This is a genomic window from Chryseobacterium sp. MEBOG06, from assembly GCF_021869765.1.
Taxonomy (GTDB): domain Bacteria; phylum Bacteroidota; class Bacteroidia; order Flavobacteriales; family Weeksellaceae; genus Chryseobacterium.
The window spans coordinates 3,399,021-3,422,472 of sequence record NZ_CP084580.1 but is presented as its reverse complement, the minus strand read 5'-3'; the positions used below and the strand labels follow the sequence as shown (position 1 = coordinate 3,422,472).

At 34.0% G+C, this 23,452-nt stretch carries 27 protein-coding genes and 1 pseudogene; 9 read left to right on the top strand and 19 right to left on the bottom strand.

Translation table 11 applies throughout. From position 1 onward, the window contains the following. Positions 1-2 precede the first annotated feature (2 nt). Entirely contained in the window at positions 3-2,957 is a 2,955-nt protein-coding gene (locus LF887_RS15740) for a SusC/RagA family TonB-linked outer membrane protein (protein WP_236855195.1), read from the bottom strand. Between the two features lie 200 nt (positions 2,958-3,157). Beyond that, positions 3,158-3,313: a hypothetical protein gene (locus LF887_RS15735; RefSeq protein WP_236855194.1), complete on the bottom strand. Its 156-nt coding sequence runs from the start codon at positions 3,311-3,313 to the stop codon at positions 3,158-3,160. A 377-nt stretch (positions 3,314-3,690) separates the two neighbouring features. Here LF887_RS15735 and LF887_RS15730 point away from each other — a divergent pair, with 377 nt between their 5' ends. The 3 genes from LF887_RS15730 (at position 3,691) to LF887_RS15720 (ending at position 7,330) form a co-directional block, all read left to right on the top strand. Then, the gene (locus LF887_RS15730; RefSeq protein WP_236855193.1) at positions 3,691-4,596 is read left to right on the top strand and encodes an SDR family oxidoreductase; all 906 of its coding nucleotides are present in this window, start codon (positions 3,691-3,693) and stop codon (positions 4,594-4,596) included. A gap of 54 nt (positions 4,597-4,650) precedes the next feature. After that, positions 4,651-5,574, top strand: a complete 924-nt coding sequence (locus LF887_RS15725) for an AraC family transcriptional regulator (RefSeq protein WP_236855192.1) — start codon at positions 4,651-4,653, stop codon at positions 5,572-5,574. Between the two features lie 247 nt (positions 5,575-5,821). Then, the gene (locus LF887_RS15720) at positions 5,822-7,330 is read left to right on the top strand and encodes an adenosine kinase (RefSeq protein WP_236855191.1); all 1,509 of its coding nucleotides are present in this window, start codon (positions 5,822-5,824) and stop codon (positions 7,328-7,330) included. 138 nt (positions 7,331-7,468) lie between these two features. Here the strand turns inward: LF887_RS15720 and LF887_RS15715 are convergent, their stop codons facing one another. Genes LF887_RS15715 through LF887_RS15705 form a run of 3 tightly spaced genes read right to left on the bottom strand, consistent with a single transcriptional unit; the run spans position 7,469 to position 10,001 of the window. Further along, complete coding sequence (locus tag LF887_RS15715; protein ID WP_236855190.1) at positions 7,469-8,023, bottom strand: cysteine hydrolase family protein; 555 nt, start codon at positions 8,021-8,023, stop codon at positions 7,469-7,471. Positions 8,024-8,041: 18 nt separating this feature from the next. Then, a complete protein-coding gene (locus LF887_RS15710; RefSeq protein WP_236855189.1) occupies positions 8,042-9,328 on the bottom strand; it encodes an MFS transporter in 1,287 nt (428 codons plus the stop codon). A 58-nt stretch (positions 9,329-9,386) separates the two neighbouring features. Beyond that, complete coding sequence (locus LF887_RS15705; RefSeq protein WP_236855188.1) at positions 9,387-10,001, bottom strand: TetR/AcrR family transcriptional regulator; 615 nt, start codon at positions 9,999-10,001, stop codon at positions 9,387-9,389. A gap of 654 nt (positions 10,002-10,655) precedes the next feature. Here LF887_RS15705 and LF887_RS15700 point away from each other — a divergent pair. Further along, on the top strand, positions 10,656-11,717 hold the full coding sequence (locus LF887_RS15700) for a 3-oxoacyl-ACP synthase III family protein (RefSeq protein WP_236855187.1): 1,062 nt from the start codon (positions 10,656-10,658) through the stop codon (positions 11,715-11,717). Positions 11,718-11,719: 2 nt separating this feature from the next. Here LF887_RS15700 and LF887_RS15695 read toward each other — a convergent pair whose 3' ends face one another. Further along, entirely contained in the window at positions 11,720-12,697 is a 978-nt protein-coding gene (locus LF887_RS15695; RefSeq protein ID WP_236855186.1) for a beta-1,6-N-acetylglucosaminyltransferase, read from the bottom strand. 426 nt (positions 12,698-13,123) lie between these two features. Between LF887_RS15695 and LF887_RS15690 the strand changes: the two genes are divergently transcribed. Genes LF887_RS15690 through LF887_RS15680 form a run of 3 tightly spaced genes read left to right on the top strand, consistent with a single transcriptional unit; the run spans position 13,124 to position 14,587 of the window. Next, the gene (locus LF887_RS15690) at positions 13,124-13,915 is read left to right on the top strand and encodes a DEAD/DEAH box helicase (protein ID WP_236855185.1); all 792 of its coding nucleotides are present in this window, start codon (positions 13,124-13,126) and stop codon (positions 13,913-13,915) included. Between the two features lie 18 nt (positions 13,916-13,933). Beyond that, a complete protein-coding gene (locus LF887_RS15685; RefSeq protein WP_236855184.1) occupies positions 13,934-14,365 on the top strand; it encodes a cold shock domain-containing protein in 432 nt (143 codons plus the stop codon). 27 nt (positions 14,366-14,392) lie between these two features. Beyond that, positions 14,393-14,587 (top strand): cold-shock protein, encoded by a 195-nt coding sequence (locus LF887_RS15680; RefSeq protein ID WP_236855183.1) that lies wholly within the window; start codon positions 14,393-14,395, stop codon positions 14,585-14,587. Between the two features lie 314 nt (positions 14,588-14,901). On the opposite strand, the gene LF887_RS15675 is transcribed toward LF887_RS15680, so the two are convergent. The 7 genes from LF887_RS15675 to LF887_RS15645 all read right to left on the bottom strand — a co-directional run bounded on the left by LF887_RS15675 (position 14,902) and on the right by LF887_RS15645 (position 19,145). Then, complete coding sequence (locus tag LF887_RS15675; RefSeq protein ID WP_236855182.1) at positions 14,902-15,255, bottom strand: hypothetical protein; 354 nt, start codon at positions 15,253-15,255, stop codon at positions 14,902-14,904. Between the two features lie 52 nt (positions 15,256-15,307). Then, entirely contained in the window at positions 15,308-15,478 is a 171-nt protein-coding gene (locus LF887_RS15670) for a hypothetical protein (protein WP_236855181.1), read from the bottom strand. A 107-nt stretch (positions 15,479-15,585) separates the two neighbouring features. Continuing rightward, positions 15,586-16,029, bottom strand: a complete 444-nt coding sequence (locus LF887_RS15665) for a hypothetical protein (protein WP_236855180.1) — start codon at positions 16,027-16,029, stop codon at positions 15,586-15,588. Between the two features lie 100 nt (positions 16,030-16,129). Further along, positions 16,130-17,029 (bottom strand): IS3 family transposase, encoded by a 900-nt coding sequence (locus tag LF887_RS15660; RefSeq protein WP_236859468.1) that lies wholly within the window; start codon positions 17,027-17,029, stop codon positions 16,130-16,132. Between the two features lie 20 nt (positions 17,030-17,049). Beyond that, positions 17,050-17,316: a transposase gene (locus LF887_RS15655; protein WP_236855179.1), complete on the bottom strand. Its 267-nt coding sequence runs from the start codon at positions 17,314-17,316 to the stop codon at positions 17,050-17,052. Positions 17,317-17,603: 287 nt separating this feature from the next. Continuing rightward, the gene (locus LF887_RS15650; RefSeq protein ID WP_236855178.1) at positions 17,604-17,876 is read right to left on the bottom strand and encodes a hypothetical protein; all 273 of its coding nucleotides are present in this window, start codon (positions 17,874-17,876) and stop codon (positions 17,604-17,606) included. Positions 17,877-17,882: 6 nt separating this feature from the next. Then, positions 17,883-19,145: a hypothetical protein gene (locus LF887_RS15645; RefSeq protein ID WP_236855177.1), complete on the bottom strand. Its 1,263-nt coding sequence runs from the start codon at positions 19,143-19,145 to the stop codon at positions 17,883-17,885. A 166-nt stretch (positions 19,146-19,311) separates the two neighbouring features. Here LF887_RS15645 and LF887_RS24270 point away from each other — a divergent pair. Beyond that, positions 19,312-19,548: pseudogene (locus tag LF887_RS24270) on the top strand (transposase); the annotation flags it as partial. Positions 19,549-19,596: 48 nt separating this feature from the next. After that, the gene (locus tag LF887_RS15635; protein WP_236859512.1) at positions 19,597-20,127 is read left to right on the top strand and encodes a transposase; all 531 of its coding nucleotides are present in this window, start codon (positions 19,597-19,599) and stop codon (positions 20,125-20,127) included. A gap of 57 nt (positions 20,128-20,184) precedes the next feature. Here the strand turns inward: LF887_RS15635 and LF887_RS15630 are convergent, their stop codons facing one another. The 6 genes from LF887_RS15630 to LF887_RS15610 form a co-directional block, all read right to left on the bottom strand. Then, a complete protein-coding gene (locus LF887_RS15630; RefSeq protein ID WP_236855176.1) occupies positions 20,185-20,616 on the bottom strand; it encodes a hypothetical protein in 432 nt (143 codons plus the stop codon). Positions 20,617-20,949: 333 nt separating this feature from the next. Next, the gene (locus LF887_RS15625) at positions 20,950-21,231 is read right to left on the bottom strand and encodes a hypothetical protein (protein ID WP_236855175.1); all 282 of its coding nucleotides are present in this window, start codon (positions 21,229-21,231) and stop codon (positions 20,950-20,952) included. Then, entirely contained in the window at positions 21,231-21,371 is a 141-nt protein-coding gene (locus LF887_RS24450) for a deaminase domain-containing protein (RefSeq protein ID WP_410681165.1), read from the bottom strand. The genes LF887_RS15625 and LF887_RS24450 overlap by 1 nt, the downstream gene beginning before the upstream one ends. A 412-nt stretch (positions 21,372-21,783) precedes the next feature. Continuing rightward, positions 21,784-22,074: a hypothetical protein gene (locus LF887_RS15620; protein WP_236855174.1), complete on the bottom strand. Its 291-nt coding sequence runs from the start codon at positions 22,072-22,074 to the stop codon at positions 21,784-21,786. Between the two features lie 323 nt (positions 22,075-22,397). Beyond that, the gene (locus LF887_RS15615; protein ID WP_236855173.1) at positions 22,398-22,949 is read right to left on the bottom strand and encodes a hypothetical protein; all 552 of its coding nucleotides are present in this window, start codon (positions 22,947-22,949) and stop codon (positions 22,398-22,400) included. Next, the gene (locus LF887_RS15610; protein ID WP_236855172.1) at positions 22,946-23,431 is read right to left on the bottom strand and encodes a hypothetical protein; all 486 of its coding nucleotides are present in this window, start codon (positions 23,429-23,431) and stop codon (positions 22,946-22,948) included. The genes LF887_RS15615 and LF887_RS15610 overlap by 4 nt, the downstream gene beginning before the upstream one ends. Positions 23,432-23,452 lie beyond the last annotated feature (21 nt).

Genomic DNA, 23,452 nt, shown 5'->3' with positions numbered 1-23,452 from the left:
TTTTAAAATGTTAATTTGAAACCTACAGAAACGCTTGATAATAGAGAATATCTGTATGGATCTGATACTCCGGTTAAAGAAGTCCGTGGATCATAGCCCTTTCTTTTGGACCATAGATAAAGGTTGTTTCCGGAAACATATATTTTTAAGCCCGATAAACCTGCCTGCTGCGAAAAGCTTTCGGGGAGCTGATAAGAGAAGGTTACATCCTGAAGACTTATATAATCTGATTTGATAAGATAAAGCGTTGAGTTGCCATTTTGATTGGTAGAAGTAAGGTCCACTCTTGGTAAAGCTGCATTTGGATTCTCCGGAGTCCACGTCTTATTCAAATCCGTAGAATAGTTGGAGCCGTAAGTGTCAGAATGGAATAAGCTTCTGTAAATATCATCATAACCATAGCCGCCAAACTGATAGGCAAAATTAACAGACACATTAAATCTCTTATAAGTAACATCCGTTCCAAATCCACCATAAACCTTTGGAATAGCTGATTTTCCGGTATTGTAATCCGTAGCTTCCTTATAATTATTGGTAATGGTTTTTTCTTCCTTTTGGGTTGCCGGATTGATTGTGGTACGGTACCACAAGGCATCTCCGTTCTGAGGGTTTACCCCAGCAAATTCTTTTAAATAATAAGTATATCGGTCCCCTCCCTCGGTGAGGATAAACAGCCCGCTAACAAGACCCGTATTTCTTTGTTCGGCTGGTAATCTGGTAATTTTATTTTTATAATGTGTTGCATTTGCGTAGAAACTCCACTGAATCTGCTCATTGCGGAGAATATCTACATTAATATTAGCCTGAACTCCCCGGTTAGTCATATCCCCAATATTTCCATACTTTACATAAGAACCTGCATTAGAAGGAGGAAGTGGCAGAGTATAAATCATATCCGAGACCTTTCGTTCAAAATAGTCGGCATTTAAGTTTATTCTGTTATTTAAAAGGGAAATTTCAAATCCTGCATTCAGGTTTTTCGATGTTTCCCACTTTAAATCTTTATTTCCTTGTTTTTTCAGCGATAAAACCGGTTTGCCATCACCGAAATTGTTGATTCCATAGATGTCCTGATACGCATAATAATCTCTGTTAGACCCGTCAAGTAGGATGTTGTCATTTCCCTGCTGTCCGTAAGAAGCCTTTAATTTCAAAGAATTGATTACACTATTATCTTTAAGAAATTCCTCTTTCGCTACATTCCATGCTAATCCCAGTCCATAAAAATTTCCCCATCTGCTTTGCGGAGAAAATACAGAAGATCCATCTCTACGAATATTGGCATTAAAGAAATATTTTCCGTCATAATTATAGAGTAATCTTGAGAAATAACCTTCTACAGCATATTCATACCCGTTTCCGGATAAATCCGTTATTTTTACTGCATTATCAAAAGATGTTGAATTCGGTAATAGAAGCTGCTGCTTTGATCCGGAGAAGCCTTCGTTTTTTATTTTATTTAATTCATGACCAACAAGAATATTGAAATTATGCTTAGCCAGTTTCTTCTGATACGTAAGCAATTGCTGATGGTTCAATGTATATCTGAATGAAGAGCCCTGTGAAATGGTGCCCCCCACAGAAGAGGAAGTTCCCCCTTCTGTATTTCCAAACTGAAGGTTTTTTACATTTTCCAGATAAGCTCCGAAATTGTATGTGAAATCCAGCCCTTTTATAATTTCATAATTTAAGCCAAGGTTAATATTGGTGATATTACTTGTAGTCTGAGATTTATCCTTTTGAAGGTTTCCCACGGGATTTTCAAAAACGGCATAAGATCTTGTTGATCCGTTAGGTCCCTGCCCATCACCATAATCATACAATGCATTTCCGTGATTATCATACAGCCTTTGGTAATTGTTATCTCTCAGATAAACCGGATAAAAAGGAGCTATATTTCTGGCAAACTGGAAAGGATTGGAAAACCCTCCCGTTTCTCCAAAGTCCTGCTTACTATAAGTATAGGAGAGCGCACTCGTCAATTTTAATTTTGACGTGATAGAGTAGTCAACGTTCGATCTGATTCCAAACCTTTCAAATCCGGAAGAGATAAGATATCCTTTATCGTCAAGGTAATTAAGGGACGTGTATGACTTTACCTGGTCACCATTAGCATTAATTCCCACCGTAGCTTCTCTCCTTAATGCAGGCTTGAAAAGAAGTTTTTTCCAATTGTCCTGATACAGTAGCTGAGCATCCGGATTGAAAGAACCGTCTTTCCCGATAAGGTTGCTAAACGGGATATTATAAGCATTATAACCAAGTTTTCCCAGGGCAGAAATTCCCTCCTCATGAGGAGATGTTCCGGAAGGTATAGCTCCCGGTTGTGTCAATCTTGCCACTTCGCCTATTCTGGCTCTGTTGTAGTAGGCAGTATAATAGTCCTGTGGAGAGGTATAAACGGAGTAATCATCGATAGATCTGAAGTTTACTCCAGTTCTTATATCAGCTTCCACACTCAGCCCTTTGTTTTTCCCTCTTTTGGTATTCACAATAATTACCCCATTCGCTCCGCGGGAACCGTATAAAGCGTTGGAAGAAGCATCTTCAAGGAAAGAAATACTTTCAATATCGGATGCAGCAATACTGTTTAGATTTCCGCTGTAGGGAATCCCGTCCAATACAATTAGAGGATCACTTGAGGCATTGATAGAGCCTATTCCTCTCATTCTGATGATGGGCTGCGAGCCAGGCTGTCCCGAAGAAATCACCTGTACTCCGGCTACTTTTCCTCCAATTCCCTGAAGGATATTTCCGTTTTGAAGGCTGGACAGGTCTTTGGCTTTTAATGATTGTACCGATCCGGTTATTTCTTCTTTTTTCTGCTTTCCAAAGGCGACCACCACTACTTCTTTTATAGAGGTTTCCCTGGAAAGGCTGTCTTTACTTTGTGCAAAGCCGTATTCCGCGAATAGGAGTAAAGCCAATACACCAAGTTTGCATTGTTTCTTTTTCATTATATTAATCTAGGTTTAAAGTTGAATTGTGTATTACTGCTGATCCTGCTGATTAAGAAACAGGAAGTCCCTGCCTCCTTTTTCAGGGAGGATGTATGAGAGACAACATGTTAAAATTTACAGGAGGTATACCCGGATAAAATAGGCCTTGCGTTAAGCGGCTTTAATTCCTACAGTAATGGATGTATGTCTTCGAAAGGTTATAACATCATCATCATTTTGCACATCATATCAAAACACATATTCTGAGAAGTAATGTTGTGCTGTGAAAAGGCATATTCTGCACAACGCTTTTGTTGAGCAGGTTTTTCAGCCATGGTGTTGCATAGGTAAGAATCAAAGTAGTTCTTATTCATGAGAATAAAATTTATGTTTTTTTTAACTGTGTCAAAAGTATTTAATAAATCATAAAACCTTATTAGCAGGATGTATGAGATATATCATATAAGTCTACTGTTTTAGTAGGGTAATTGGATTTAATGATTGCTGGTATTTTTAAATAATTGATTATTAGTATTTTATGTTTGTTTTAAAATTGTAATAAAATTTTATAAAGAATCATTTTAGGCAGGAAATAAAATTTAACAATTAAAGTCTATTGTTTTTGTAGACTTTTTATTTATTTTATAAACCCAATATCTAAAACTTGCTGTTTTTGGTTAAATGGAGGATAGATCCGGCTACTTATGCTGTACAAGTATTTCGGAATTTTACATCAACAAAAAATAAAGAAATGAATATTGTTTTAACAGGTTCCATTGGGAACATAGGGAAACCGCTTACACAAGAACTTGTACATAAAGGACATTCGGTAACGGTGATCAGCAGTAATGAAGATCGGCGGGCTGCTATTGAAGCATTTGGAGCAAAAGCCTCGATAGGCAGCATGTTTGATGTTGATTTTCTTACAGAAACATTCACAGGTGCAGATATCGTTTATTTGATGGAAACGATGGAAGCCGCAGGGGATCTGTTTGATAAGAATATCGATTTTATCGGAGCGATCAGTAAAATTGGTGAGAATTACAAAACAGCGGTTGAGCGTTCGGGAATAAAAAATATCATCCACCTCAGCAGTATCGGTGCGCATACGGATAAAGGAACGGGTATTATAGTCTTCCATCATCATGTAGAACAGATTCTGAAGCAGCTTCCGGAAGAGGTGTCCATCAAATTTATTCGCCCTGTCGGCATTTATTTCAATATGTTTTCATTCGTTGATACTATAAAAAATAAAGGAGCTATTATCTCCAATTGGGGTGGTGATAAAAAAGAGCCCTGGGTTTCACCATTGGATATTGCCGAAGTGGTAGCGGAGGAATTTGAAAAACCATTTGAAGGAAGGTCTGTACGTTACGTAGCCAGTGATGAGGTTTCACCCAATGAAATCGCAAAGGTTCTGGGGGAATCAATAGGGCAGGAGGGCCTTCAATGGAAGGTTGTTTCAGATGATGAATTACTGAAAAACTGGCTTGAGATCGGCTTCAATGAGCAGGTTGCAAAAGGTTTTGTAGAAACTCAGGCAAGTCAGAGAACCGGATTACTGTATGAAGACTATAATCAGCATACTCCTGTTTTGGGTAGAGTAAAACTTACTGATTTTGCTAAGGAGTTTGCCGCTTTTTATACAAACAGATAGGCAGGGTTTCCAGGAAATATCAATTAATGGAGAACAATTTGTAACTTTATAGTTATGGAACAAAGGGGTACAAAAAGATTAAAAAGCATCACTGAATTTCACCGTTCAAGAGGACTCCCATATCCTGAACATCCTCTGATTAGTGTTATTGACTATAGTACGGTGCAAAGACCTGATGATATTGGTGATGTTAACTGGGTGTTTGATTTTTATATGATTTCTTTAAAAATAGGAATCAATGGAAAATTAAAATATGGTCAGCAGCAATATGATTTCGATGAGGGAACGATGTTTTTCATTGCTCCTCATCAGGTTTTCAGAATTGAAGGAACTTCGGGTTCTCAGCTGGAACAATCCGGTTGGATGCTGCTCATACATCCAGATTTTTTTTGGAACAGCCCTCTTGCGAAAAGCATTAAGAAATATGATTTTTTTGGCTATTCCGTGAATGAAGCTTTGTTTCTATCAAAAAAGGAAGAACATACCATCAATGGAATTATAGAAAATATTCAACAGGAGTATCATGCTAATATTGATAAATTCAGTCAGAATATTATTATTTCCTGTCTTGATACATTGCTTAACTATTCAGAAAGATTTTACGAACGGCAGTTTATCACAAGAAAAATTCCACATCATAAAATACTGAACCGTCTTGAAGATTTACTGACTACTTATTTTAAAGATGATGATCTTATTTTAAAGAAATTGCCCTCGGTACAGTATGTTGCAGATGAGCTACATGTGTCTCCCAACTATTTAAGCCGGCTGCTTACTGCAATTGCCGGGCAGAGTACCCAGCAGTTTATTCATGATAAATTAATTGAAAAAGCCAAAGAAAGACTTTCTACAACAGATTTGTCGATCAGTGAAATTGCTTATGGATTAGGTTTTGAGTATCCGCAGTCATTTACAAAACTTTTTAAAAATAAAACCAGTCTGTCCCCATTGGAATTTAGAAATTCTTTTCATCAGTAAAGAATATGATAAACCGGATTATTTGAATCCCAGTAAAAACAGCATCATTCAACCTAATGATGCTGTTTTGCATATTGTCAGAATGTTGTATCCAATTTTTTTCCAGGGAATTATTTTGATTGGGAAGTTATTTTTTAAAAAAAATGATCATATTTTTGAAATAGGTTTATTTTGCACATTTTTTGCTTCAATGAACTACTTTTAAAACGATTAAACATAATCGACCTTAAAAAATACGCCTCATATTATGATGAAAAGATATATCACCTATGTTTTACTTCTTGGATCACCCTTATACTGGAGCCAAAATAAAACAGCTGAAAGGTCCACTTACCAGCAGAAGTGGCTGCTGGCAGAGAAGGAGAATGAAGAAACTGCTTTTGATGCTGATCTGCAGCTATCTGATGCTGAAAAAACATTGGATAAAAAATTATTGCAGATGCGGAAGCAATTTCTCAGTGAAACAGAAAAACAAAAAATACCTATATATAACAGTTCTTTTAATGAAATTAAACCACTGATAGAAAAGAGCAAGTTATTTGAGGTGTTTCAGTCGATGCCTAAAGGCGGCTTACTGCATACCCACAGTGGTGGAATAACCGATGTGAAATGGGTGATTTCAACAGCAAGAAAATATAATGAATGTTATGTTTTCGATCAGAAAGATAATAGTCAGTATATTTTTGGACAGCTGGCTTTCTTTGAAAAAGGGAAAGTACCTGAGGGGTTTGTCAATCTCGACAAGAAACTGGCTTCGAATCCTGATTTTGAGAAAGAATTACAGAATCTTCTTATTCTGAAGCGAGATAATCTATGTACATATACGGATTATTGGATTGAGTTTGAAAAACGTTTCAAAAGAATCAGTCTGTTGCTGCCGTACCGTCCATTCTTTAAAGAATATTATCTGAAAGGCTTTCAGGATTTGGTAAAGGATAAAGTACAGCATGTTGAAATCCGGTTTATCTTTGATGAGCTCTATGATTTCCAGCATGGAAAATATCCGTTGAAGACTTCGATCACAGATTTGCAGGATGTTCTTAAAGAGCTTCATAAGTCGGACCCTCAGTTCAGTTTAAAATTGATCTATTCCAGTTTCAAGTTTTTAGATCCTGAAAATATTGAAAAACAGCTCGAAATAGCATTTGAACTTAAAAAAGAATTTCCTGATATGATTTCAGGTTTTGATCTTGTGGCAGATGAAGCTGCCGGAAACAGTATCTATTCTTTCCAGAAGAATTGGGCAAAACTGGACCAGCTCACTAGAAAGTATGGGGTCGAAATGCCGCTTTTCCTTCATGCAGGCGAAAGTACTTCTGTTCTGAATAAAAATGTTCTGGATATTGGGCTGCTGAACAACCAAAGGATTGGCCATGGTCTCAATCTGATCTACTTCCCAAAAACAATGGAACTGATCAGAAAACAGCATAAATTGGTTGAGGTAAGTCCCATCAGTAATCAGGTTTTAGGGTATGTGAGTGATATGAGAAATCACCCTGCTAGAGTATTATTAAGCAACGGAATACAATGTTCCATTAATAGTGACGACCCTTCTGTCTATGGATATGAAGGTCTTAGCTATGATTTTTGGGTAGCTTTTGTATACTGGGAGCTGGATGTGAAAGCACTTAAAAAGCTGGTCTTCAATTCGGTTAATTATTCTTCTATGAATGAAACTGAAAAAAAGAAAGCGATAACTTACCTGAATAAGCAATGGGACGACTTTATTCAGAAAGCAAATGCGAAGTTGAATTGATCCGGATTGCATTCTAATAAATGGTGCTCCTTTTCAGATAAAGGAAGATTGATAAAAATAAATTTGACCCAGAGAATAAAATTGAAAAACAGGAGTGATGTGCTCCTGTTTTTTTATGAAATAACGTCAGTTATTTTTTTATGAGATCCATTGATTTAATGAAATGACATCTGCCTGCTTAGGAAATACTTTATTCATAAGGAGCTCATGTACTTCATGCTCACTGTCTGCACAGCAGTCTTCAATCACGGTCAGCTGGTAATCTTTGTCGGCAGCTTCTCTCAATGTTGAAAGAACAACACCGCTGGTTGATATTCCTGTTAATATCAGATGTTCAGCCTCCAGACCTCTGAGTACAACTTCCAGGTCACTTCCTGTGAAAGCGCTGAAGCGTTTTTTGGTAATCACAATGTCCTGTTCCTGAGGAGAAAGATCCGGACAGATAGCGGTCCATTCTTGCATATTAACATGGGCCATATGTTCTTTTACCGCTGAAAAGGACTTGTTGTTTTTACTGATTTCAGGCATACCCTGTCTGAAACCCACCACAACATAAATAACCGGAATTTGTTTTTCCCGTGCCGTTTTAATGGCTTGTGCCGTATCGGAAATTAATTGCGTTGAATCTGGCAATAAGCTAATAATTGATGACTGCATGTCCATCACTAATAATACCTTCTTTGTTTTTTCCATTTTTATTCTTTTTGTTGATTATGTTTTATTGATAAATAATTCTTCAGATTTTTCTAATAATTGGGGATCAGGCGGTGCATTTTTCTTTTTCTTAATCAAAATATTCCGAAATGCGAAGGCAATACCCAAGCCGGCAATTCCCTCCAAAAGTAACGTATTGGGAGCTCCTATTTTCTCAGAAACAAACCCGATAAGAAGACTTCCCAGCGGAAGCATTCCAAATATAGCCGTTAATAAAATACTGATCGCTCTGGAACGCATTTCCGGTGCAGCCTCAGACTGAACAATAATATTACAGGTTGTAAACTGGGCAACGCCTCCGAAACCTGTAACCGCTGCAAAGAACATAGCCAGCATAAAGTTGCTTGTATAAGAAAAACCAATAAGGCCTACACTCAGAATGACTGTACTTCCAATCAATATTTTTCTCATGGAAACATTCTCTTTTAAAGAAGCGAGAATAATGGTCCCCAATACCGCTCCCGCACCGATAAAACTGGATATATAACCGAAAGTTTTGGCATCGCCGTTAAATATTTCTTTTGCATATACAGGAGTAAGGGTGTCGTAAGGAAGTACTATTAATCCAGTGACACTCAGCATGACAATTACCCAGCCAATGGAAGATTCTTTTTTGATGTATCTGAAACCTTCTGTAAGTTCTTTTAATACACTTTGTTTCACTTTATTTTGGATAGGCTGCATTTTGGGCATCTTCATCATAGAAATAGAGACCATTACTGCTGCAAAACTTGCTGCATTCAGAAGAAAACAGATACCGGCTCCAAATTGTTGTAAGATAATCCCGGAAAGGGCAGGGCCCAGCAATTTGGCAAGACTTGCCATAGCAGCACTTAATGAAAGAGCACTTTGCAGATCTGCGGGGTCATGCACCACTTCATTGATCAGGGACTGTCTTGCAGGAACATCGTATGCGTTGATAACTCCGAGGAGTACACTTAAACCAAGAATCAACCATACATTTTGATGACCAGTCATTACCAGTGCAGCAAGTAAAACGGATTGAATCAAAGAGGCAATCTGCGTAATATTAATAATCTTAAACCGGTTGTGCCGATCCGCTGCCACTCCGCCCAATGCAGAAAACAAGAATGAAGGAAACTGCTCTGCAAAGATGGACAGTCCAAGCATAAATGCAGAATGGGTCATACTGTATACTACCCAGACAACAGCGGTACGCTGCATCCATGTTCCAAATTGTGATACGGAACGTCCAAAGAAATACAGAGTATAATTATTACTCTGGAAGGCTCTGAAGGTACTGATCGTATTTAATTTTTTCATATTCATAAAAAACAATTTGACAAATATTGTAGAAATGTCAAAATTATGGTAAAAAATTTTACATGAGCCATTTAACGGTCATGGAAGTCAGAATGTTCACCGTAGTTTCCAAATCATCAAAACTGTTCTTTAGAAGCATTTCCCGTTTAATTCCTCTGATGCTGCTCTGTAAAATAAAAATAACGGTGTCCTGTTCTTCAGAAGTAAGAGAACGGGTTTCTTTTTTACTGATACTTTCTGACAGAGCTTTTCCAAGAATAAACTTTTCTGCTTCCATCAGATGCTGATGTACCACTTCTATTACCTGAGAATACCTTGATTTTTCTTCAGCATTCATCCCAGCCTCCAGTGCTGTAAAAAAAGGCTTCCTGCTTTCGGAGGTTTTCACCTTGGTATGGCAGAAGGCTCTTATTTTTTCTTCTAATGTCAGTTGCTGGTCCATTGCATTTCCAATTTCGGCAGCGACTTCTTTTATCAGAGAATTCAATACAGCCTGAAATACCTCGTCACGGTTTTTATAATAGTAATAAATAGAGGTTCTGCTTTTACCAATGGCTTTGGAAATATCATCCATTGTTACTTTTTTGAAACCATACTTCATATACAGGTCTGAAGCAGCGTTAAGTATCTGCTCCGAAAGTTGATCCTGTTCGTTTTGTATGGATGAAAACATAAGTCTGGATTATCTGAGTGCAAATTTAAAATATTTTTGACAAAAAAACAAATTTTGTCAAAATGTACATTGTTCTTTTATCATTGCACTCCATTCCACGGACTTATTTTTATTTGTTTTTAAAGATCCGGTTTGAATGGTTATAAAGCAAACTTTTTACACGTACTTTATGAAAATGCATCTGGGATATAGAGGGTTAATGAACTTCAGTCAGAAAAAATAATGTTGCTCCGTATATCCTATCGGGCACTTATTACAATAAAGGGAAAGATGAGTTATCATCAGGAAATGCATGTGATACACGACTCAATACAAGTTGTCAAAAATAAGTAATTTTTTTAGTATTATTAATTTTTAATAGTCTATCTTTAGCCACAGAAATAGAATTTATAAAAAAAATACAAACTTCTTATATTTATTATATTCTCAGGTTGTACTTTATATTTCTATTGTCCTCTTACGGAGGAATTTAATGAAACCATATTAATTGTTTTATATTCAATGTCTTGATTTATTATTAATGAACATTTAAGTTAGATCAGTTATATGTTCATTGGCCTCTTGTTAACTGCAGGAGGTTTTGTTTAAATAGATTGATCACTACAGTCATTTATACAAATTTATATAGTAAACATTAGAAAATCCATAGTAAGGATGACAAGTAAAATTATAGGGGTAGGTAATTATATACCATCAGAAACGATAACTAATTTATTTTTTGATCAACATATTTTTCTAAATGCTGAGGGAAGTGTATTAAAGGATGATAATGCTTCAATTACCAGTAAGTTACAGAAGATAACGGGTATTGAAGAAAGGCGGTATGCTACTACCCGGCAGGTTACTTCTGACCTTGGATTAATGGCGGCTCTGGCTGCTATTGAAGATTCAGGAATTGATCCTGAAACTTTGGATTATATCATATTTGCCCATAATTTTGGAGATGTCCGTTTTGGTACTATTCAGTCTGATATGGTTCCCAGTCTTGCTGCAAGAGTAAAACATTCTCTGAAAATCAAGAATAATTTCTGCGTTGCTTATGATCTGTTATTTGGATGCCCCGGCTGGATAGAAGGAGTAATACAGGCAAATGCATTTATTAAATCGGGTATTGCTAAACGATGTTTGGTGATTGGTGGGGAAACTCTTTCCCGTGTTGTTGATATTCATGACAGAGACAGTATGATTTATGCTGACGGAGCCGGAGCGGTTATTCTGGAAGTGAATGAGAAAGATGATTCCGGTATAAAATCCCATTTATCAGCTTCCCATACACTCAATGAAAAAGACTATCTGTTCTTTGGGAAATCTTATAATAACGAGCACTGCCCTGATACGAAGTATATCAAAATGGATGGAAGAAAGATCTATGAATTTGCTCTTTCCAACGTACCGGATGCTATGAAGAAGTGCCTGGATAATAGCGGATATTCTATTGATCAACTGGATAAAATCATCATTCATCAGGCTAATGAAAAAATGGATGAGGCCATTGTAAACAGATTTTATCAATTGTACCAGACTCCTGTCCCTTCTGATATTATGCCTATGGTCATCAAGAAATTGGGGAACAGCAGTGTAGCTACTATACCTTCCCTGCTTTCAATGATTCTGAAAGACGAATTGGATTTACATAAGATTCAGAAAGGGGATATTGTTTTATTTGCTTCTGTAGGGGCTGGAATGAATATCAATGCGATTGTCTATAAATTTTAAGATCAATTACTTTGGCGGTTATTGATCTTGAGTTCCCGTTCAACTTCATCAATATTGGGTAAAGCGAGATCATAGCTTTCACTGATATATTTCAGGATGCTCTCATCAGTTTTATTATTTATTTTTCTGATGAATAGAGAATTTCCGGATTTTAAAGTATCAATAAATTGATTGATGTTTTGTGCCTTGTTGAAAAAAAAGGTTTCAATAACTGCTCTTTTGTCATCATTGACAATGACATCATTAAAATCAGTATTCATAAGGACAGTCTGAAAGAAGGATTCAGCGGGTAAAAGCGTATGAAGGTAATAGTTTTCAAAATCCAGCACTCTTATGTTGTTGGTTATGAAGACACAGGTTTCTCTTGTAAAGATGAACCATTTGCCTCCAATATAAGGAGTTACCCCTCTCATAAATTCTCTTTTATAGATAAGGGAAGATATTTTGTAAGATAATTCTGTGAAATGATTTTGTATTCTCTTCAGGGTATCCGGTCTGTAAAATTTCTGATCGTAATAAAAAAGATAATTTCTGCCTTTATTGGCGCCAAGAAATTTACGGATGATGTTTTGAGATTTAAGAGGAGCGTCTTCACCGCTTAAATTAATAAAATAATCCCACTCAGGGCTTACATTAAGTAGAAATTCCATCGCATTAAGTTCTGCCTGGATCATGCTGAAGCCTCCCTGGATAATATTCATACTTTCCAGAATATATACATTGGGAAACTGTATCAGAAAGAGCTGTATCTCTTCCGTAGTTGCTGCTTTTGCTTTCCGGTCGATATGGATAAGGTAGAACTGATCTCTTGTATAGATCTTCTGAAACATTTCTTTAAAGGCTTCCGGTTTATGATGGATCATAATGAAGTAAGCAATCTTTACATGAGGAGAATCTGACCTTAAAGCTTGCGTACGGGGTTGTGTCTGGGGAGAAGAAGACTGCATAATTCCGGATTTTAAATCATCGGCTGTGTGCAAACAATTTTATTGACGTGCGAAAGCTACAAATAATTTTTTGATAATCAGTTGATTAAAACTGGTTTTGTTTGGTTATTTTATTGTATATTTGCATTGCATTTATAAAATAGGTTTCTGCCTTTGCTATTCTGTAATAGTTTAAAATCACCATTTTTTCTTTCAGTTTTGCTTTTTCAGCCGCCCAATTTTTAACCTTGATTTCATAGGTGGAAAATACAGGTTACTAAAATCCTACTTTACAAATAGGAATGATACGTCATTACTGACCCCTCGATACTATTTAAATAATAGACATTGGCGGAGGTAAAGCAAGAGCAAAATGATGAATAGAAAATAACTTTCTTTATTTATCCTTTATAATACACCAATTCAAACCTACCAGCAGTGGGTTTGTTACAAAATACCGGAAATCCGGAAAATATTATAATGAGTTTTAAAAATTTAAATTTAATCAATCCCATTATCCGTGCTGCTACAGAGGCCGGATATTCTAAACCAACGGAGATACAGTACGCTGCAATTCCGTCTATTTTGGAAGGGAAGGATATAATAGGATGTGCACAGACAGGAACTGGAAAGACGGCCGCATTTGCAATGCCTATTCTGCAGTTATTGAAAAGACATACTCCGGATCATAAAGAAATACGAACTTTAATACTCACTCCAACAAGAGAACTGACTATAAAAATAGAAGATAACTTTAGGCTGTACAGCAAGTATCTGCCATTATCACAACTATCTGTTTTCGGAGGAGTTTCAGCTGGAAGCCAGCTTGCTGCGCTGAGAAAAAGAGTAGACATTCTTGTGGCAACTCCGGGAAGACTTTTAGATTTGGTGAATCAGAGACATATTGACCTTTCTAAAATCGAAATACTGGTAGTGGATGACGCAGACAGAATGTTTGATCTGGGATTGGTAAATGATGTAAAAAAGATTTTGAAACTGGTACCTGTAAAAAGACAGACCTTATTCTTTTCTGCAACAATATCGGTAGCCCTTCGGAAGTTTGCAGACAGCCTGCTGAACAAGCCCGTAGATGTTACTGAAACTCCGGTTCCCCAGGCTTACGTTCACAGAATTGGAAGAACAGAAAGAGTAATCGTCAAGGGGATTGCTGTTTCAGTTTGTGATGATGAGGTACACCCGGCTGTAAAGAATATCCAAAATCTGATAGGATTTGCAATGCCTGAAGTAAAAGAATATAGACCAACAAAGTAATTAAAATCAAAATAATACATGGGAGACTCTTTCTCTAAAAAAGAAAATTTTAAGAAAAAAGTTCAAAAACGCAAAGAAAAAACGCTAAGACGGGAAGACCGTAAAACCAATAATAATAAAGGTAAGGATCTTAGCGATATGTTTGTCTATGTAGATGCCTATGGAAGGTTGACTTCAACTCCTCCAGAGCAGCTTCTAGAACAAGTAGATATCAGCAAAATTCAGCTTGGAGCGGCTCCAATTCCTGAAGAAGAGACTGTAAAATCAGGTATCGTTACATTTTTCAGTGAAAAAGGATACGGTTTTATTACCGAAGACAGTACAAAAGAAAATGTGTTTTTCCACAATAATGATTGTACTGAGATCATAAAGAAAGGGAATAAAGTCTCTTTTGAAAAAGAAAGATCTCCAAAAGGTTTTTCTGCAGTCAAGATCAAATTAATAAGATAATAACAACAATTTTTAATAATAATTACAATGCAAGAAGGCACCGTAAAATTTTTCAATGAAGCAAAAGGCTTCGGATTTATTTCTCCATCAGATGGAAGCAAAGACATTTTTGTACATTCTTCAGGATTAGTTTCAAGAGGAATCCGTGAAAACGATAAAGTAGTTTTTGATGTACAAAAAAGTGATAAAGGTTTAAACGCTGTTAACGTAAAGTTAGCATAATCCAGATCTTTCTTGCAGATATGATCACAAAATCCTGTCTGCAATCCAAATCACATCAATGATATTCATAAAAATCAAAATCCATACACTTTTTTAGTATTTGGGTATATTGTTTGAAAGAAAATTGATGTAAGTAACATTATTTTCTATTATGTTCATTAACCTTTCACTTTTGTGAAAGGTTTTTTGATTTTTAAAATAAGACTGAATCCTTTCTTGTGGTTTGTAGACATTAGCTGTTTGAAATAAAATCTCCGAAGTCGGAAACTTCGGAGATTTGGTTTTATCTTAAATATTTTCTCGTTGTGTAATTGTTAAGAAAAATATTCTTCATCTCTAATTTTCCATTTTTCTATATCTTCTAAGGATATAGCAGGCTCTACAATAATATGTTTTTTTAGATAGCGTCCCTCAAAAAAGGTTTTGCCTCTTGGTTCTATCAGACTTTTTCTTAGAATTCCTTTTATAATACTTTGTTTGTCAGGATCCGTAATATCCTCTTCCGAAAACTCATTGATCATTTCTTCTGAGAAAGCCCTGATCATTTCATAGTATTCTTTTAATGGTTCTAATGGCTCATCAGGGTCAAAATATCTACGAGTAGGTACAAGATAAACATAAAAAGAGCGAATAATATAATCTTCTCCTACTTCTAATAATTGAGGCATGAAGACATGGTCTTTTATTTTATGATGTTCATCAATATACTTTAATACAGCCTCATATAATTGAATGTACTCGGAGGAGTTCAGGGGTAAGTGCGCCATCTAGGAATCTTATTACTTTATCAATATTGCCTTGTGTATCAAGATGAGAATATAATGTGCCAAATTCGCTACTCAACATTCTATTAAATACTTCTTTTTTATTTAATTCTTCAAAGTTTTTCATTGTAATTTTATTTATTGCTTCTGCTTAAAAAAAAATCTCCGAAGTCAAGAAGCTTCGGAGAGAAATTTATAACTACCAGGTTAAGTGTTGACTAGTTCAGTAAATTACTAATCTACAATATATAAAGATTTACCTTCAAATATAATGTGATCACTATTAATGGTGATCTTTTCTAAATTTTTAAGTAAATATATTTCTTTATTATTTACACTATAATCATCTATAAATTCATCTAATATTATAAATATAAAATAGCCACTAATAATCTGTATCTTTTGATCACTTTTCAGATTCATAAACATATTAAAATCAGGATAATTTTCTGCTCCGTCATACATAGGTGTAAAATCATTATCTATTTCATCATCTTTGATATATTCTTCTAGAAAAGAATCATATTTTGGTTTTATCTTACTTATAAAATCATTTATACTGATTAATATTCTATATTCATTATAGTCTACATGCGGATTCAGTCTGCCAAAATCTATTTGTAAATAGTTAATTCTTTTTATACTTATTTCATTATTGTTTATATATACTTTATTCATAGCATTATTGTTTAGTGTAATTGTAATCTCACCATGTCTATGCACATTCAAAAGTAGAGTTTTTGGTTAATAATTTATTGTTGTTGTAATCTCACCATGTCTATGCACATTCAAAAGTAGAGTTTTTGGTTAATAATTTATTGTTGTCGTTGTAATAATTTTGTTGGAATGTGGGAAACTCCATAGCCTGAGCTTGGGTGAGTTTTCCATATTTCAATAAAAAATCCCTTGGTGTAAGATATTGGAGAGCCTTGTGTGGGCGCTCATTATTATACATCCACATCCAGATTTGTGCATAATTTCTCATCTGTTTTATGTTCTCAAAGAGATAGACATCTAAGAATTCTGTACGGAAAGTTCTGTTGAATCTTTCTACCAAAGAGTTTTGTGTCGGTTTTCCAGGTTGAATATAATGAAGGGTAATTTCATTTTTACCGCACCAATCTTTTAATTTTTCTGCAATAAACTCCGGACCATTATCAACTCTTATTTTTTCCGGTTTTCCGCGCCAGTCGATCAGTTGTTCTAGTTGAGAAACTACCCGCGCAGAAGGTAAACTGGTGTCAATCGTAATATTCAAAATTTCTCTGTTAAAATCATCAATGATATTCAAGCTTCTGACGCTTTTACCATTCTCTAAAGTGTCATGCATAAAGTCCATACTCCACGTTACATTCGGATAAATCGGTCGAAGCAAAGGTTCTTTTACCCGTGCCGGAAGACGTTTTTTTCGCTTGCTTCTTAAATTCAGTTTCATCGATTTATAAATCCTGTAAACCCGTTTATGATTCCACCAAAATCCCAAGTTTCTTAAACGGTGGTACATCGTCCAAAACCCCCATGTTTGGTGTTGCTCAGCAAGGAAAAACAGCTCATCCCGAATCTTGTCGTCTTCATTGTTCTGCTTCTTTTTATAGTAAAATACCGAACTGCCTATAATGAAAAGTCTACACGCATTCCGAGTGCTTATTCCGTGTTCTGATCCGGAATAAACAACCAGTTCCCGTTTCTCGGAAGGTGTTAAAACTTTTTTGCAATCACATCTTTCATCACAACATTTTCCAACGTAAGTTCAGCTACGATTTTTTTGTACTGCGAAAGTTCCTTTTCAAGTTCCTTCATTTTAGAGAGTTGCTGCACATCCAATCCACCATATTTACTCTTCCAGTTGTAAAAGGTCGGTTGGCTGATACCGTAATCCCTGCAAATCTCATTGACTGTTTTACCCTGATTTTGTTCAGATAAAATCTTGATGATCTGAACTTCTGAAAATTTACTGTTTTTCATAGTATTCCAAATTTAAAAACTATATTTTTAAGTGCTATAGTTTTTAGGGAAGATTACAATAGCACATCTATTATTGCTATTTTTTTGTTTTTAAGTGATCAATATATGTTCGCAGAATTTTTATTAAGCTTTTTTAAAATTTCTTGCTCAAAAGTACTTATAAAGATGATTTTTTTGAAAAAGTAATGGAAAATAAAAACCAGAGCAGAAATAAATTTGCTCTTGTTTAATTATTTATTTTTAGCCTTTAATTTGTAATTTGTATCCCTATTTCAGGACTAGTCAAATTATTTTTCCAATACCTTTGCGAAAATAATATTTGCTTCATACAAAGATTCAAAGCTTCCTATGCGCATTATGTATAAAAGAAGGGCTGTTGGGGTCTCTTTTTCTTTTAATATATTAAGTTCTTTTACTAAATCATCTTCCGAAGTTATTTCATTAAATATCCTTTCAATTAAATTAATGTTAGTGTGAATAGGATTTAAGCCCTCTAATACATCTTCAAGTCTTTTATTATTAATCTTTTTTATTCCGTTTTCTATTTTTATATCTATCATAAATATTTATTTAAAAAATTTCACTGTTATTGCTGTATATGGAGGATTACTTGGTTTTATTTCAGTAACAAGGGCTTTTGTGAATCCATGCTCTAATGCTCTTTTTCCTGTCCAAGTTTCAAAGGCTGCTTCTCTCAAAAATAAACCATTTTTTACGACTTTATTAAAATCTATTAAGTTATCACTATTTGCAACCCAAAGCCCTTTGATTCCATCAAAGTCTATTTTATTTAATTTTAAATGCTCTATTAAAGAATTAAATACATCTTTTCCTCTTATTTTAGTAGCCAATCCCTTTCTATATATTGCAAACTCTAAATATCTATCTTTTATAATTACAAAACCTATTTGTTCTTTAGTAGATAAATCATTAAATATATATGTCGTTTTATCTAAAGTAATCTCACAATCTTTAGGAAGGTATTTATTTAACTTTCCTAATTCTTCTGTAACTTTTAGTTTATTTCCATCTTCAAACGCTTGTTTTAGGATTAGCTTTTCCTCAGCTGATAAATGATCAAAGTTATCAATAATTTTCATTGCTTTGAGTTGCAATACAAAATTTTCAAAATTTATAGCTCCTTTTTTTATTGCATAGTAAGCAACTTTGGTTAATTGTGGAAGTGCATTGAAATTCACACCCATATTGGCAGTAGCGATCTCAATACGAGTAGTGTGTAAAGCCAATTTTAATTTAGCTTCTATCTCTGCTTGTTTTAAAATATTTTGTTGTACTTTTCTTTTAAGCCCCTTAATTTTAAATAAATCATTTTCTAAGGTGTCTAATGCTTTTGTAGTATTTTTAGCTTTATTAAAAGCTGTAGCCGCTTTAGCAATAGGTTTAGCCGCTTTTAGTACAGAGATTAATGCTCCAGAATCTAATGCAACACCTGCAATAGCTATTACTACCCAAGCCAAACTTGGATCATCAGAGAGTAAACCTAAGTCGTGAAACTCTTTATTATTTTTATATTCGTTTATAGTTTCATAGGCGATATCTATACTCATAGCTAAAGACAAAGCACCTCCTGCAATTACCACCGGAGTAGCTGCTCCCCAAGTAGCTGCTATAAGAGCGGCAGCAAAAATACCTTTAGCAATAGCTAATAATGCCTTTTTCCCACTTAATTGATCACGTTTTGTTTGGATAATGCTGTTATAAATGCTACCCTCTTTAATTTTTTGTCTTGCATAAGATAACCTATATAGTTTGTCCAGTTCATAAATACTTTCTGTTTTTTCTTGTAGATTATTAATAACATTATCCACACTTTGGGTTTGTGAAATAATATAATTATGCAGAAATACTTTTAAATCTTTTGTATTAGTAATTTTAGCAAAGGCTTTTTTATCAAAGAAGTTGTTTAAACTTATTTTGGAAAAAAAGTTCCGAGAAAATTAGCAATTTTGGATTGCAATTTAAAAGACTAATAATCTGGAACTCATTAGCAAAGATAAAATAGAGAAATGGATTTTACCCCATTTAAGCAAAGGGAAAAGAGGATTTTCTACGAAGTTTGACTTGGTAAAAATAATTCAGACCATTATAAAACGGCTGAAAACTGGTTGCCAATGGCGGGAAATTTCGTTAAAGGACTATTTCGGGGAAGAAAAAATAAGCTGGCAAAATGTGTATTATTTTTTTAATAAATGGAGCAAGGATGGCAGCTTCAGGAATATTTGGATTCATCTTTTGAATCGTAACAAGAGGATGTTGGATATGTCGTGTACTCAGCTTGACGGAAGCCAAACCCGATGTAGAATGGGCGGAGAATCAACAGGATATCAAAGCAGAAAATCGGCGAAAACCAGCAATATAATTTTCCTTTGCGACAATCGTGGTCAAATGATTTCGATGGGAAATCCCAGAAGCGGAAATCATCATGATTTATATGAAATAGAAGATGTTATGGGCGAGATTATTGAAATTTTATCCGAAGCGGAAATTTCTCATAAGGGTCTTTTTTTGAATGCAGATTCGGGATTTGACAGTGAAAATTTAAGACAGAAATTAGAAATGGAGGAAATAATGGGTAACATCAAAACTAATCCCCGAAATGGAAAAACAGGAAATAATGATTACTATTTTGATGAAAAATTGTACAAAAGCAGATTTAAAATAGAGCAGGCAAATGCCTGGTTAGATGGCTTCAAGTCTTTGTTGATAAGATTTGAAACGCTGGATATTACTTGGAAGAATCTGCACTTTTTGGCGTTTTCCTTAAGACTAATCAAAAAATTAAAAGTTTAAACAACTTCAATGTAAAGATTTTTTTTTCTTTTAAAAAAGCTAGGGTACTAAAATGGTTTATTGATTTAATATATTTTTAGGAATATAATCTATTGGATTTGCATACTTTCCGATCCAAGTTGTATCTGGTAAATAGGTTTCTACTTCAATATAGTCGAATATACTTATATACTCTTTTTTATCAAAATCAATGAAAAATGTAATTCCAGCATATTCTTCTGTGAAATTTTTAATAATACTGTTTGCTTCTGATACAGAAACTTGATCTTCAGAAATAGACCCGAAAAAAGAAAATAATTTATCATCAGTTACATTTAATGCACCATTTCTAAAATTTTGACGAGAAATGTCCTGTAATATTGATGGACTGTATTTTTCATAATTTAGAATCCACCATGCGATTGGCATCAAGTAAAATTGATATTTATCATTATGTTTTATGCAGCCTAATATATAATTTTCATCTAATCTTTGTTCTATACTTTTCATACAATTCAATTTATGGTTGTTCATCTTTAATATTTTTATTCTCTTTCAGTACGTTTTTACCTTGGCACCTCATTACCTGCTATTGCTTTTTCGAGTTGAGGAGCTACCTTATCATCTTTGGTTAACTTTCATGCCTTCTCAAAAGCACTTTTTACTACAAGTATTTCTTTTTAGGATTCATTCAGTTTATCAATGACATCAAATCCTGGGATTGGCTTGGGAATAGATAGTTCAATATTCTTGTGTTTGAATAAAACTCTCCGAATTCTCCCGACTTTGAAGAGTTGAGGGTAATCGTTCGATCTTAACAAGATTATATACACCCCTCAGTATTTAATCGAATCGATATTTTTCATCTTCCTTTGGAGGTAATGGATATTTTAAATAGTCTAATGAATATTTTTCTTTTTGAGATAATTCATTTTGTATTTCTCCAAGCCGAAATGAATATTTAAAAATTAACTCTCTACTCGTATCCTTAAAATCGATTTCCACAAAAGGTATACCTTCTTTAACTTCTGCATATGTACAAATTTCTGTATTGTTTTGATTATTAAACCAATGAGTGAATTGTATAACTGCAATATCTGCATAAAAAGGGCTGTTTATTTTCATTATTTCATATTTTTAATTCCGTCAACAAAATTAAATCTAATATGTGGGAACATTTTGCTAAAGTCTTGTATCACACCTTGACAAGAAATGCAATAAGATAATTCTGATGCAATTGTAATTTTCCCTTTACTATTTAATATATACTTCTCCTTTTTTCACATCTAAGTTATTGGCAATTTTACTTAACTCAAAATATTCAGTATCAAATTCTCTACTCCAGCATCAGCAGTATTTATATTTCCATTCTTATCGACTTTATATGATTCAAATAATTCTTCTCCTTCATATTTCTTTCTGCTTACAACAAAATCAGAAGAATTAAATTTCAGCCCAACTATTTCTCCTTCAATATAAGCTAAATTTATTTTTTCAAATCTTTGTGTTTCTAAGACTAGTTTTTCTTCTGAAAATTGTTTTTTAAGAATGTACTTTTTATTTTCTCGGCATTCTTTGAAAGTTCTTTTTGCTTTTATATACTCTGAGCTAATTTTTCTGTTTCTTCCAGCAAAATTTTTACCTTTGTAAGATCATTATGTTATTGCTTTTTAAAGTTCAAATTAAGGTTCTTGCATAAAAAAGGATAGCTTTTAAGGCTATCCGTAAGAATCTAATATCATTTTTTAATTGATTCAATAAATCTTTTTGATAATCATCTAAATCTTTGTAATTCGTTTCTGATAAAATCAATATTTCCTTAGCTTCAATCAAAGTGAGTTCAGGAAATAACTCACGTAATTTAACCACAGAATTCATTGGGCTATTGTTTTCTATTAGCTCATTAAAGATTGTTAAAACATTTTTCCCATCTTTCTTTAATTTTATATATTTTTCTTTTGTATCCATTATGTTCTATTTATCTTTAAATTTTTTTACAAATAATTCCATTTTTTCTCCAGGGTTGCCACCTATACTTACAGGGACATCCACAATTTTCTTTTCAAACCCCATTCTTTTAACCATAGCTAAGACATCTGGGTTTATTATTGTAGAACCTCCTAATTCTACATTAGATATATTTAATGATTTAGCAATATTATAAGATTTCTTCCTGAATTCAAGGAATGATTTAAGAGCTAGTCGGGAGACTTTGGAGAATAGGATAGATGAAATTTTTCTCTATTCATTTTTTTCATATACTAAATTCTATAGGGAAAATATATATGATTTTATTTTTTATTTTTTAAATAATTATTAGTCGTGTTAAAAAAAGTTAAGAAAGAATTAATGCTACTTATTAGCTCACTTTTGTTTACGCCTATTTCATAAATTTTGGAACCACATAATTTATTCCAATATTTAAATTTAATCAAATCATTTTCGATAACGTAAAAAATCATTATATCATCAAAGAAAAAGCTACTGAATATATTGCCTGTCCTAAAATAGTTTCTATCAAAAAAAATTGCATTTTCTGTCTTCTTTTCTTCTGTTTCTTCAATGTTGATACTATCCATAAAAATCTCCCACTCTTTCCAATATAGTAAAATTGATTCATCTGCTATATAAAACAAATCATTTTTAATTATTTCATTTGCTTCTAACCTTATTTTAAGATATTCAAAATCAACAAAAAGATATGCTAAATTAGCCTCTTCATTATTTGACAAGTTCTGATTATGTATTGTGAAATTTAGCCTTCCAAAAATATTATCAAAAGAAATATTCTGTGACAGTTCAACTTCTAATTTTATGCTTTTAGAATTATATATATTTATCATTTTAATTTATCTTTAAAGTATTTTATTAGTCTTCTTTTTGTTGCCTCATCTATTCCTTGTACTCCTCTAGCTCCATTTTGACTTCCAGCCCAATGAGCTATTCCATTATTATCCACTTGAAACTGATGTATTTTTCCTGCATTGTCAATGCTATACCAGGTTTTGGGCATTCCTATTCCTTGTTTAGTTTCCAAATTAGAAAAACCAGGTATAGCTCTTTTCCATAGTTCTTCATGATTTTCAGGAATAGCTTCAGTTTTGCTTCCTCCACCTCTAAAATTAGGACTTTTTGGGTCATGATGTCCAGGGTTTTCATACTTAGGTTTTTTCCCATTATAGAAACGTCCAGTATAGTTCTTTTCTTCTAGCAAACTCTTTACCTTCGCAAGATCATTATCAGCTACTGCTTTTTCGAGTTCAAGAGCTAACTTATCATCTTTAGCTAAAGTTTTTGCCTTTTCAAAAGCATTTTTAGCTAACACTAAATCTTCAGGATTCAGCCA